Raw genomic sequence first — 12188 nt, 5'->3', positions numbered from 1 at the left:
CAGCGAGTAGGCCTCCCAACAGTGGGGTTAACCCCCCTCCCGTCAGCCCCGCCCCCACTCAAGCCGCCCCCACCCACCCAGGCGCGTCCGACACGGCGGCGCCCAATTCCAGCCGCACCCGCCCACCCGGGGGCGTTGGAAGCGGCGGCCGGCAAAGCCAGCCTCGCCGGCGTTCGAGGCGCCCTCACCCACCCGGGGGCGTTGGAAGCGGCGGCCGCCAATCCCCGCCTCGCCGGCGTTTGAGGCGCCCCCCACCCACCCAGGGGTGTCGAAAGCAGCGGCCGGCAAATCCAGCCTCGCCGGCGTTTGAGGCGCGGGGTGCGGGGCGGAGCCCCGGTCTTTCAGCCGCGGCGGGCCGCGGCTCCGAGGCGGCGGCCGCCAAATCCAGCCCCGCCGGCGTTTGAGGCGCGGGGTCTGGGGCGGCGCCCCAGGAAACGCACCCGCACCCGACACACACCAACGGGACCCCCGCCCACCCCGGACGGAAGTCCCGCTCACCAGCACAAGGGGGCCCGGGGGGCTACCCCCGGTCCCGCCACGGCAGCTCCGCCGTAACCGTGGTCCCGACCCCCGCGGGCGAGTCCACCACCAGCACCCCATCCACCGCATCCAACCGCTCCGCCAACCCCGCCAACCCGCTCCCCCCGCCGGAGGCCCAGGCCCCCGCCCCACCCCGCCCGTCATCCGCCACCCGTATCAGCAGCCGCTCCCCCGCCCGCCACACCTCCACGCTCGCGCCCCGCGCCCCCGGCCCCGCGTGCTTGCTCACGTTCTGCAGCAGCTCGGACACCACGAAGTACGCGATCCCCTCGATCGCCTCCGCCGGCCGCGCCCCCGGCAGGTCCACCGCCACCTTCACCGGCACCACGCACCGCGCCGCCACCGACGACAGCGCCGCGTCCAGCCCCCGGTCCGTCAGCACGGCCGGATGGATCCCCCGCGCGAGGTCCCGCAGCTCCTGGAGCGCCAGCTTCACCTCCCCGTGGGCCTCGTCGACCATCGCGGCCGCGCCCTCCGGGTCCTCCAGCAGCTTCTCCTTCGCCAGGCCCAGCCCCATCGCCAGCGCCACCAGCCGCGCCTGCGCCCCGTCGTGCAGGTCCCGTTCGATGCGCCGCAGGTCGGCCGCCGCGGTGTCGACGACCACGCCGCGGTCGGATTCCAGCTCCGCGATCCGCCGCTCCAGGTCGTCGGAGGGCGACAGCAGCCCCCGTACCATCGCCCGGTCCGCGTTCGCCAGCAGCCGCGCCACATACGGCAGCACCGGCCACAGCACGAACAGGCCGGTCAGGGCTACCGTGAAGGTGAGCACCCCCCACGGCAGCCGGATCAGCTGGTACAGCACGGTCCGCCAGCCCACTGGGTCCTTGATGCTCGTCCACAACCAGGGGAAGAATCCGCCGGACCGCTTCGGGCCGGGGATCGGGGTCGGCTCGTCCACCCGTACGCCGAGCAGCACGCGGGCGCGTGCCCGGTCCAGCCGTCCCATTTGCCGAGACAGATAGAGACCGCATGCGAGCAGGGGAATTCCGATCGCGGTCACGGAAAGACCGCCCGTGACGGAAACCATGACAACCGCGTAAACGAATCCGACGATCGCCAACGGCAGATTGGTCAGCAGATGGGCGATTTCCTTCCACGTCACGGCGCTGAAAGCGGCGCGCACGGGAGGAGGCCGATCGTTGTCGGGGATGGCATGGCTCGTGGTCATGGGCCACAGCCTGTCAAGACCGGCCCGCTGATGCCATGGGGTGTCCGGGGTGCTGTGAACGGGGGATAACCCCACCCCGTGTGAGGCAGGCCCTAGACTCCCGTCCGTACCAGATCGTCGACAGTGACCGAGGAGCGAGGAACGGACGTGCCCGAACCAACGGTATCGACCGTAACCGTGCTCGCGGCGGACTACTTCCGGAGTTATTCGGTCGTCGGTCTGCTGGCCGCCCTCGGTGTGCTCTTCGTGGCCGTGGCCTTCGGCGCCGGCCGCCTGCTGCGGCCCGTGGTCCCGACCCACGAGAAGCTGCTGACGTACGAATGCGGCGTGGACCCGGTCGGCGAGGGCTGGGCGCACACCCAGGTCCGCTACTACGTCTACGCGTTCCTCTACGTCATCTTCGCCGTCGACTCGATCTTCCTGTTCCCGTGGGCGACGGTGTTCGCCGCCGCCGGTTACGGCGCCACGACGCTGGTGGAGATGTTCGTCTTCCTGGGCTTCCTGGCCGTCGGCCTGCTCTATGCGTACAAGAAGGGCGTCCTCGAATGGACGTGACACCTCAGCCGGAGCTGCTCCCGGAGCCCAAGCGCCTGGGAGTCCTCTCCCGCCTCGCCCCGGAACCCATGAAGGTGGTCCTGAACTGGGGCCGCCGGTACAGCCTGTGGGTCTTCAACTTCGGTCTGGCCTGCTGTGCGATCGAGTTCATCGCCGCGTCCATGGCCCGGCACGACTTCATCCGCCTCGGCGTGATCCCCTTCGCACCCGGACCGCGCCAGGCCGACCTCATGATCGTCTCGGGCACCGTCACCGACAAGATGGCCCCGGCCGTGAAGCGGCTCTACGAGCAGATGCCGGAGCCCAAGTACGTCATCTCCTTCGGCGCCTGCTCCAACTGCGGCGGCCCGTACTGGGACTCGTACTCGGTCACCAAGGGCGTCGACCAGATCATCCCCGTCGACGTCTACGTCCCGGGCTGCCCGCCGCGCCCGGAAGCCCTCCTCCAGGGCATCCTCAAGCTCCAGGAGAAGATCGCCCGCGAGTCGCTGGCCGACCGCTACGCGTCCGGGCCGTCCGTCTCCCAGCTCACAAGTGGCCTGGTCACGGCCCCACCGGCCCCCGGGAGCGGTGCGTGAACCTCTACGACTCCCTCCCCGACGCGGCGCCGACGGTCTTCGGAGCCGAGGCCGTCGCCGAGTTCTCGTACGACGTCCTCACCGTGGACGTGCCCGTCGGCAGCTGGATCGCCGCCCTCGAAATCGCCCGCGACAAGCTGGGCTGCACCTACTTCGACTGGCTGAGCGCGGTCGACGAGCCCGGCACCGGCTTCCGCGTATGCGCGCACGTCGCCTCGCTCGAGAACCACCGCGTACGCCGCCTCCTGCTGCGCACGACCGTCCCGCACAGCGCCCCCTCCCTGCCGTCGGCGATCGCCGTCTACGCGGGAGCGGAATGGCACGAGCGCGAGACGTACGAGATGTTCGGGGTCGTCTTCACCGACCACCCGCACCTCGTCCACCTCCTCCTCCCGGAGAACTTCGAAGGGCACCCGCTGCGCAAGGACTTCGTCCTGGCCGCGCGCGTCGCCAAGGCCTGGCCGGGCGCCAAGGAACCGGGCGAGGCGCACGATCCGGACGCGCCGAAGCGCCGTCAGATGCTTCCGCCGGGCGTCCCGGACCCCAACGACTGGGGCCCGATGAAGGGCCAGCTCCCGCCGGCCCCCGCCCGCCCGGCCCGCACCCCGCGCGCCGCCGGCGCGGCGGGCGCCGCCGCGCGCACCCCGCGCGAGGGCGCCCCGGTCCGCCGCACCCGCTCGGTGGCCGAAGGCTCGGCCACCCAGCCCGAGGCACCCGAAGCCCGCCCGGCACGCCGCACCCGCTCGGCCGCCGAAGGCTCGGCCACCCAGGCGCCCGCCCCGCAGCCGGCGCAGACCCCGTCCCCCGAGGCCCGCCCGGCGCGCCGCACCCGCTCGGCCTCGGAAGGCTCAGCCAGCCAGGCCTCCCCGGCGACCCCGGACGCCGACGCCGGGACCGCCCGCACCCCCTCCACTCCGGAGGGCCCGTCGGGCGAGGCAGCTCCGGCGGCCCCGGCGCGCCGGACCCGCAGCGCGAGCGACGGTTCCGCGAGCCAGGCCCCGACCGCCCCGAAGCCCGAGGCTTCCGAGGCCCGCCCGCCGCGCCGTACCCGCTCGGCGACGGAGGGCTCCGCGAGCCAGACCCCCGAGGCGGCGCAGCCCGCACCCGCACCCCGCCGGGTCGCGCCCCGCAGCTCTGACGCCCCCTGGCACGACCCGAAGCCCGCCTTCGACGAGCCGCCAACCCCGGCGAAGCCGACCACGCCGCAGGCCACCTCACCGCAGGCCGCCACCCCGCAGCCCGAGCCGAAGGCAGCCGCAGCCGGGGCGAAGCCCGAGGCCCCCGAGACGCGGACCGAGCCGGAGGCAGCCGCAGCCGGTGCGAAGCCCGAGGTCACGGAGCCGCAGGCCGACACCCCGCAGCCCGAGCCCGAGGCCACCGAGCCGCGGACCGAGCCGGAGGCAGACGCAGCCGCAGCCGGTGCCCAGCCGGAGGTCACCGAGCCGCAGGCCGACACCCCGCAGCCCGAGCCGGAGGCAGCCGCAGACGCAGGCGCCCCCGACCCCCGCACCCCAAACACCCCCCGCACCCACCCCACCACCGACAACGGAGGCGACGCGTGAACGACGTCCTCGACGTCGCCCTGCGGCTGATCGTCGTCTTCGCCGTCTTCCTCGTGCTCCCGCTCGTCGTCGGGCAGACCGAGCACAAGGTGATGGCCCACATGCAGGGCCGCCTCGGCCCCATGTACGCCGGCGGCTTCCACGGCTGGGCCCAGCTCGTCGCCGACGGCGTGAAGTTCGCGCAGAAGGAAGACGTCGTCCCGGCCAACGCCGACCGCCGGATCTTCCAGCTCGCGCCCGCCGTCGCCCTGCTGCCGTACCTCCTCGTCCTCCTCGCCATCCCCATCGGCCCGGGCGAGGGCGCGGTCGGCCAGGTCATCGACGCGGGCCTGTTCTTCGTGCTCGCCGTCATGGGCGTCGGAGTCCTCGGCTCGCTCATGGCCGGCTGGGCCTCCGCCAACAAGTTCTCCCTGCTCGGCGGCCTGCGCACCGCCGCCCAGCTGCTCGCCTACGAGCTCCCCATGCTGCTCGCCGCCGCCTCCGTCGCGATGGCCGCCGGGACGGTCTCCCTCCCCGGCATCGTGGAGAGCTTCGCGTGGTGGTGGCTGCCCTGGCAGATCGTCGGCGCGGTCGTCTTCTTCACCGCCGGCCTCGCCGAACTGCAGCGGCCCCCCTTCGACATGCCCGTCGCCGACTCCGAGATCATCTTCGGCGCGTACACCGAGTACACCGGCCTCCGCTTCGCGCTGTTCCTCCTCGCCGAGTACGCCGGCATCGTCGTCCTCTGCGCCCTCACCACCGTCCTCTTCCTCGGCGGCTGGCACGGCCCCTTCGGCGCCGACGGCCTCGGCTGGGTCTGGACCCTGCTCAAGACCGGCATCCTCGCCTTCGTCGTGATCTGGCTCCGCGTGAGCTACCCGCGCCTGCGCGAGGACCAGCTCCAGAAGCTCGCCTGGACCGTACTCATCCCGCTCGCGCTCGCCCAGATCGCGCTCACCGGCATCGTGAAGGTGGCGATGAACTGATGCCCATCCCCGGATCCGGCCTCGCCAAGGGCCTGGCCGTCACCCTGCGCACGATGACGAAGCGCTCGCACACGGCCCAGTACCCCGAGGTCCAGCCCGAACTCCCGCCCCGTTCCCGCGGGGTCATCGGCCTGTTCGAGGAGAACTGCACGGTCTGCATGCTCTGCGCCCGTGAGTGCCCCGACTGGTGCATCTACATCGACTCCCACAAGGAGACGGTCCCCGCGTCCACCCCCGGTGGCCGCGAGCGCAGCCGCAACGTCCTCGACCGCTTCGCCATCGACTTCTCCCTCTGCATGTACTGCGGCATCTGCATCGAGGTGTGCCCCTTCGACGCCCTCTTCTGGTCGCCCGAGTTCGAGTACGCGGAGACCGACATCCACGAGCTGACCCACGAGCGCGACAAGCTCCGCGAGTGGATGTGGACCGTCCCGGCCCCGCCCGCGCTGGACCCGGCCGCCGAGGAGCCCAAGGAGATCGCCGCCGCCCGCAAGGCAGTGGAGAAGGCCGAAGCGGCAGCAGCGGCCGCGGCCGCCGCCGCGGCAGCCGAAGCAGCCGCCACCGCGACCGACGGCGGAGCCGAACCGCCGACCACCCCGACCCCGGAGGGAGACGCGTGACCCCCGCCGCCACCCTGGCCGCCGCCACCGGGCCCGGTTTCCTCTCCCCGACCGGCGTCGAGATCGCCTTCGTGCTCGTCGGACTCGCCACCCTCGGCGCGGCCCTCGTCACGGTCACCACCCGGCAGCTGGTGCACGCCGCCCTCTGGCTGGTCGTCGCACTCGGCGGCATCGCCGTCGAGTACCTGCTGCTCACCGCCGAGTTCATCGCCTGGGTCCAGGTCCTCATCTACCTCGGATCCGTGGTCGTCCTCCTCCTCTTCGGGCTGATGCTCACCAAGGCGCCCATCGGCCGCTCCCCGGACGCCGACTCCGGCAACCGCGTGGTCGCACTCGCCGTCGCCGTCGTCGCGGCCATCGCCCTGGTCTGGGTGGTCGTCGACGCCTTCCGCACGACCTGGATCGACCTCGACGGGCCCGTCCAGGGCTCCACGCAGGTCTCCGGCGAGATCCTCTTCCAGCACTGGGTGCTGCCCTTCGAGGCGCTCTCCGTCCTCCTCCTCGCGGCCCTGATCGGCGCCATCGTGCTGTCCCGCAGGAACAGTCCCGCCGAAGACGGCGTCGCCAGTGACAAGGGGCAGCGCTGATGCACCTCGCCTATCCCGCGGTCCTCGCGGCGCTCCTCTTCTGCACGGGCCTGTACGGGGTACTCGCCCGCCGCAACGCCATCCTCGTCCTGATGTCCGTCGAGCTGATGCTCAACGCCGTCAACCTCAACCTGGTGGCCTTCGACGTCTGGCTCCGCGACGCCCTGCACGCCGGCCAGGCCCTCACCCTCTTCACCATCGCCATCGCCGCCGCCGAGATCGGCATCGGCCTCGCGATCGTGCTGATGGTGTACCGCAACCGCGGCACCTCGGACGTCGACCGGCTGCGCGACACCGCCGAAGGCCACGAGCCCGCCCAGAACTCCACGAACACCCCGAACACCCCGAGCGAGGTCACCGCGTGAGCACCACGACCCTCGCCGTCCTCGTCCCGCTGCTCCCCTTCCTGGGCGCGGTCGCCGGACTGCTCTTCGGCCGCACCGCCCCCGGGTTCGTCCGGCCGCTCGCGATCCTGCCGACGCTCGGCGCCGCCGCACTGGCCGTGACCGTCGCCGTCCGCCAGGGCGGCGGCCCGGCGATCAGCACGGCGACCGAGCTGACCCCGACCGGCTCGGTGCCGATCGACCTCTCGCTCTACCTGGACGGCTTCGCCGTGCTGGTCGCCGTCCTGGTCGGGCTCGTCGCCACCTGCGTACAGCTCTACTCGACGGCGTACCTCCGTGAGGACCCGCGCTACCCGTCGTATGCCGCTCTCGTCTCACTGTTCACCTCCGCGATGCTGCTCGTCGTCTACTCCGGCGACCTGATGGTGCTGCTGGTCGGCTGGGAGGTCATGGGCATCTGCTCGTACTTCCTGGTGGGCCACTACTGGGAGACCGAGGCGGCCCGCTCCGCCTCCCTGAAGGCCTTCCTCGTCACCAAGCTCGGCGACGTCCCCTTCCTGATCGGCCTGTTCGCGCTCGCCGCCGACGCCGGCTCCTTCCAGATCACGAAGATCCTGGGCACCGTCGCCGCCGGCGGCCTCGACCACCCGACGCTGATCGCGCTGCTCCTGCTCGCCGGAGTCGCGGGCAAGTCCGCGCAGTTCCCGCTGCACACCTGGCTCCCCGACGCCATGGCGGGCCCCACCCCGGTCTCCGCGCTGATCCACGCCGCGACGATGGTCGCCGCCGGTGTCTACTTCATCGCCCGTCTCCTCCCCGTCTTCGCGGCCTCCCGCGCCGCGCTGGTGGTCATGGCCGTCATGGCGGCCGTCACGATGGTCGGATCCGCCCTCGCCGCCCTCGCCCAGGACGACATCAAGCGGGTGCTCGCCTACTCCACGATCGGCCAGCTCGGCTACATGACCGGTGCCCTGGCCGTCGGCGACCGTGGCGCCGCCGTCTTCCACCTCCTGTCCCACGGTGTCTTCAAGGCGCTCCTCTTCCTCGGTGCGGGCGTGATCATCCACGCCGCCGGTACGAACTCCCTGGCCGCCATGTCCCGGATGGACGGCCTGGCCAAGCGCATCCCCGACGCCTTCTGGACGATGACGATCGCGCTGCTCGCGCTCGCCGCGATCCCGCCCTTCGCCGGCTTCTTCTCCAAGGAAGCCGTCCTCGTCGCCGCCGAGCAGACCGCCACCGGCCACTCGGACTTCGCCCCCAGCGGCGCCGGCTGGCTCGTGCTCGTCGCCGGCGTGCTGACCGCCCTGCTCACCGCCGCCTACGCCACCCGGCTGTGGCTGATGGCCTTCCGCGGCCGGGGCGCAGCCGCCCCCGACCACGGCAAGGAGCCCGTCGCCATGACCGGCGTGCTGTGGCTGCTCGCGATCCCGTCGGTCGGCTTCGGCCTCGCCGCCGGCCCCATCGCCGACTGGTTCGACGGCGGAGAGCTCACCCCGACCCTGGCCACCTCGGTCCTCGGCACGGGCGCGGCGGTCATCGGCGTGATGCTCACCTACGCCCTCTGGCAGCGCGCCGCGGCCCGCACGGCCACGGCCCCCGCCACCGCCGGCGCGGTCCCCGGAGCCGTCACCGGCGCCGTCCCCGGCATCGGCGCGGGCGCCCCGCAGCCCGCCGCCGTGGCCGCCGCCGCATCCGCGGCCACCGCCGCCGCCGAGTCCGCGGCCGAGACCCCCGAGGTCGCCGAGGTCACCCACGACCACCCGGCCGTCCCGGCCGGTCCCGCCCCCGACCCCGGACGCGCGCTCCTCGGCCCGCTGCACCGCCACGCCGCCGACGGCTTCCACCTCGACGCCGTCTACGACAGGCTCTTCGTCCGCCCCGCCCGGGCGGCGGCAAGCCTCGTCCGCTTCCTCGACCGCGAGGTCGTGGACACGTACGTCCGCGGCGCGGGCGCCGGCCCCCGGCTGCTCGGCAGCCTCGTACGCCGCGCCCAGACCGGCAACGTGCAGAGCTACCTGAGCGCCCTGCTCGCCGGCGCCGTGGTCCTGGCGATCGCCACCGCCGTCCTCGCCAACGTCAACGCCGGATCGTGAGCCGTGAGTCAGCCGTGATTGATATCAGCCCGTCCGTGATGCAGTTCCTTCTGGCGTTCCTCGTGGCCGCACCGCTCCTCGGCGCCGTCGCCGCGCTCCTGCCGGCCCCGCCCGGCCTCAAGGGCCGCAACCCCGAACAGGCCGTGCTCCGCCACGGCGTGACCGTGACCGCAGTGATCCTCGCCGCGGCGATCGCCCTCGCCCTGGGCTTCGACCACGACGCCCCGTCCCGCTTCCAGGCGACGACGGACATCAGCTGGATCCCGGCGCTCGACGTCCGGATCCACCTCGGTGTCGACGGCATTTCGCTCCCCCTCCTCCTGATGACCGCGCTGCTCTTCTTCCTCTGCGCGCTCTACAGCTACTTCAAGCTCCCCGCAGGCCCCTCCCCGAAGGCCTTCGTCGCGCTGCTCCTCGTCCTCGAGTCCGGCACCCTCGCGACCTTCGCCGTCCTCGACCTGCTGCTCTTCTTCCTCGCCTTCGAGATGGTCCTCATCCCGATGTACTTCCTCATCGCCCGCTGGGGCGGTGCTCAGCGGCAGGCCGCCGCCTGGAAGTTCATCCTCTACACCCTCCTCGGCTCCGTGGTCATGCTGCTCGGTCTGCTGCTGATCGGACTGAAGAGCGGCACATTCGACATGGTGACACTGGCCACTGACAACGGCCGCGAACTCACCCACACCACCCAGCTGCTGGCCGTCCTCGCCATCGGCATCGGCCTCGCCGTGAAGACCCCGATGTGGCCGCTGCACAGCTGGCTCCCGGACGCGCACACCGCCGCCCCCACCGTCGGATCCGTCCTGCTGGCCGGCGTCCTGCTCAAGATGGGCACGTACGGGTTCGTCCGCATCCTGCTCCCCGTCACCCCCGACGGCATGGCCACCTTCGCCCCCTACCTGGGCGCCTTCGCCGCCGTCGGCATCGTCTACGGATCGCTCGCCTGCCTCGCGCTGGCCCGCAAGGGCAACAAGGGCGACCTCAAGCGCCTCATCGCGTACTCCTCCGTCGGCCACATGGGCTTCGTCCTCCTCGGCATCGCGTCCATGACCCCCACCGGAGTCAACGGCGCCCTCTTCGCGAACATCGCCCACGGCCTCATCACCGGCCTCCTCTTCTTCCTGGTCGGCGCCCTGAAGGACCGCTACGGCACCGCCGACCTCGACACCCTCGCCGGGGCCACCGGCGCGGCCCTCTACGGCCGCGCCCCCCGCATGGGCGCCTTCCTCGCCTTCGCCGCCGTCGCCTCCCTCGGCCTGCCGGGCCTGGCCGGCTTCTGGGGCGAGATGCTGGCCCTCTTCGGCGCCTTCGACCCCGCCGAGGGCCTCTCCCGCCCCGCCTTCCTCACCTACATGGCCATCGGGGCGTTCGGCACCCTGCTCACCGCCGCCTACCTGCTGATCGTCGTACGACGCGTCTGCATGGGAGACCCCAAGGCCGGCCCCGAGCTCGCCGTCGCGGACATCCGGCACTACGAGTTCGCCGCCTGGACCCCCCTCGTCGCCCTCACCGTCCTCGCCGGCCTGTGGCCCGCGGTCCTCCTCGGCCTCACCGACCCGGCCGTCCAGAAGCTCCTCGCAGGAGGCAACTCATGACGGCCCTGACGGTCCTCGCCGCCGAGACCCCCAGCCTGGTCCAGTCCGTCGACTGGCTCGCCATCGCACCCGTGGTGATCACCGCCGCCGTCGGCCTGCTCGTCCTCGTCGCCGACCTCTTCGTGCCCGAGCGCAGCAAGCCGGTCCTCGGCTGGATCTCGGTCGCCGGCCTCGCCGCCGCGACCGCCACCCTGCTGCCGCTCCGCGCCGGCGACCGCACCACCTTCTGCCTCACCGGCGACCCCGGGGCCTGCAGCTACGTCGCCGACCACTTCACGCTCGTCATCCAGTTCCTGGTGCTGGTCGGAGCCCTGGTCACGGCGCTGCTGTCGGTCACCGCCGTCCGCGACACCCGGATGCCCGCCGGCGAGTACTGGTTCCTGCTGCTCTCCTCCGCGGCCGGCGCGGCCCTGCTGCCGGCCTCCCGCGACCTCGCCACCCTGATCGTCGCCCTGGAAGTCGCCTCGCTGCCCGCCTTCGCCCTCGTCGGCATGCGCCGCGGCGACAGGCTCTCCTCCGAGGCCGCCCTCAAGTTCTTCCTCTCCTCCGTCACCGCGACCGCCGTGTCGCTGATGGGCGTCAGCTTCGTCTACGCCGCCACCGGCTCCCTGCACCTCACCCAGGTCGCCGACCGCCTCGAAGACGTCCCCGGGCAGCTCGACACCCTCGCCATGGCCGGCGTCGCGCTCACCCTCGTCGGCTTCGCCTTCAAGACCGCGGCCGTCCCCTTCCACTTCTGGGTGCCCGACACCTACGTCGGCGCGCCCCTGCCCATCGCCGGCTACCTCTCGGTGATCGGCAAGGCCGTCGGCTTCACCGGCCTCGTCCTCGTGACCGTGATCGCCTTCCCGGCGTACTCCGACATCTGGGGCCCGGCCCTCGCCGTCCTCGCCGCGCTCACCATGACCGTGGGCAACGTCGGCGCGCTGCGGCAGTCCGCCGACCGCCCGAACAGCGCCGTCCGGCTGCTCGCCTGGTCCTCGGTCGGCCAGGCCGGCTACCTGCTGGTCCCGATCGCCGCGGCCGCGTACTCCGGCCGCGACCAGATCGGCTCCACCATCGCCTACGCCCTCATGTACGCCGCCGTGAACCTCGGCGCCTTCGCCGTGGCCGCCCTCGTCGCCCGTACGAAGCCGCTCCACCGGATCAGCGACTACCGGGGCCTGTACGCCGAGCGCCCGCTGGCCGCACTGTCGCTGGCCTTCTTCCTGCTCTGCCTGGCGGGCCTGCCACCGGGCATCATCGGGCTCTTCGCCAAGGTCACCGTCTTCCGGTCCGCGGTCGACGCGGGTCTGGGCTGGCTCGCCGTGGTCATGGCCGTCAACGTCGTCATCGCGCTCTACTACTACCTGCGGTGGACCGCGCTGCTCTTCCGCGGGCCGGAGGGCGCCGAGGCCGCCGAGGGCGCGCGGACCCGTACGAAGGCCCCCTGGCCGGTGGCGGCGGCCATCATCGTCACCGCGATCACCGCCGTCGTGCTCTCGGGCGCCCCGCAGCTGGTCCTGCGCGTCGCGACGGGCAGCCTCTTCGCGCAGTAGCCGTACGCCGCCGACCCGCCCCTCACCCGTACGGAGCAAGGCC

11 protein-coding genes are annotated in these 12188 nt (G+C 72.7%); 10 read left to right on the top strand and 1 reads right to left on the bottom strand.

The window, feature by feature from the left end:
- Positions 1 to 520: 520 nt before the first annotated feature.
- Positions 521 to 1708 carry a sensor histidine kinase gene (locus ACZ6JT_RS13005; RefSeq protein WP_469209415.1) on the bottom strand — a complete coding sequence of 396 codons (1188 nt, stop codon included), beginning with the start codon at positions 1706 to 1708 and terminating at the stop codon, positions 521 to 523.
- Positions 1709 to 1855: 147 nt separating this feature from the next.
- Here ACZ6JT_RS13005 and ACZ6JT_RS13000 point away from each other — a divergent pair, with 147 nt between their 5' ends.
- From ACZ6JT_RS13000 to ACZ6JT_RS12955, 10 genes are read left to right on the top strand one after another with little or no spacing between them, the layout of a single operon-like run.
- Positions 1856 to 2263 (top strand): NADH-quinone oxidoreductase subunit A, encoded by a 408-nt coding sequence (locus ACZ6JT_RS13000; protein WP_469209414.1) that lies wholly within the window; start codon positions 1856 to 1858, stop codon positions 2261 to 2263.
- Positions 2254 to 2841: an NADH-quinone oxidoreductase subunit B gene (locus ACZ6JT_RS12995; RefSeq protein WP_365482427.1), complete on the top strand. Its 588-nt coding sequence runs from the start codon at positions 2254 to 2256 to the stop codon at positions 2839 to 2841. Before ACZ6JT_RS13000 ends, ACZ6JT_RS12995 begins: the two co-directional genes overlap by 10 nt.
- Positions 2838 to 4403 carry an NADH-quinone oxidoreductase subunit C gene (locus tag ACZ6JT_RS12990; protein WP_469209413.1) on the top strand — a complete coding sequence of 522 codons (1566 nt, stop codon included), beginning with the start codon at positions 2838 to 2840 and terminating at the stop codon, positions 4401 to 4403. The genes ACZ6JT_RS12995 and ACZ6JT_RS12990 overlap by 4 nt, the downstream gene beginning before the upstream one ends.
- Positions 4400 to 5368 carry a complex I subunit 1/NuoH family protein gene (locus ACZ6JT_RS12985; protein WP_469209412.1) on the top strand — a complete coding sequence of 323 codons (969 nt, stop codon included), beginning with the start codon at positions 4400 to 4402 and terminating at the stop codon, positions 5366 to 5368. The genes ACZ6JT_RS12990 and ACZ6JT_RS12985 overlap by 4 nt, the downstream gene beginning before the upstream one ends.
- The gene (locus tag ACZ6JT_RS12980; protein ID WP_469209660.1) at positions 5365 to 5988 is read left to right on the top strand and encodes a NuoI/complex I 23 kDa subunit family protein; all 624 of its coding nucleotides are present in this window, start codon (positions 5365 to 5367) and stop codon (positions 5986 to 5988) included. The genes ACZ6JT_RS12985 and ACZ6JT_RS12980 overlap by 4 nt, the downstream gene beginning before the upstream one ends.
- Positions 5985 to 6575 carry an NADH-quinone oxidoreductase subunit J family protein gene (locus ACZ6JT_RS12975; RefSeq protein ID WP_469209411.1) on the top strand — a complete coding sequence of 197 codons (591 nt, stop codon included), beginning with the start codon at positions 5985 to 5987 and terminating at the stop codon, positions 6573 to 6575. The genes ACZ6JT_RS12980 and ACZ6JT_RS12975 overlap by 4 nt, the downstream gene beginning before the upstream one ends.
- The gene (nuoK, locus tag ACZ6JT_RS12970; protein ID WP_365482435.1) at positions 6575 to 6940 is read left to right on the top strand and encodes an NADH-quinone oxidoreductase subunit NuoK; all 366 of its coding nucleotides are present in this window, start codon (positions 6575 to 6577) and stop codon (positions 6938 to 6940) included. Before ACZ6JT_RS12975 ends, nuoK begins: the two co-directional genes overlap by 1 nt.
- Positions 6937 to 9015, top strand: coding sequence for an NADH-quinone oxidoreductase subunit 5 family protein (locus ACZ6JT_RS12965; RefSeq protein ID WP_469209410.1), 2079 nt, complete (start codon positions 6937 to 6939; stop codon positions 9013 to 9015). The genes nuoK and ACZ6JT_RS12965 overlap by 4 nt, the downstream gene beginning before the upstream one ends.
- Before the next feature lie 38 nt (positions 9016 to 9053).
- Positions 9054 to 10607 carry an NADH-quinone oxidoreductase subunit M gene (locus ACZ6JT_RS12960; protein WP_469209658.1) on the top strand — a complete coding sequence of 518 codons (1554 nt, stop codon included), beginning with the start codon at positions 9054 to 9056 and terminating at the stop codon, positions 10605 to 10607.
- Positions 10604 to 12145, top strand: a complete 1542-nt coding sequence (locus tag ACZ6JT_RS12955; RefSeq protein ID WP_469209409.1) for an NADH-quinone oxidoreductase subunit N — start codon at positions 10604 to 10606, stop codon at positions 12143 to 12145. The genes ACZ6JT_RS12960 and ACZ6JT_RS12955 overlap by 4 nt, the downstream gene beginning before the upstream one ends.
- Positions 12146 to 12188 lie beyond the last annotated feature (43 nt).

The organism is Streptomyces sp. NPDC046308 (assembly GCF_055588065.1).
Note: the sequence above shows the minus strand (reverse complement) of the source record. Positions and strands in the feature narration are given on the sequence as shown.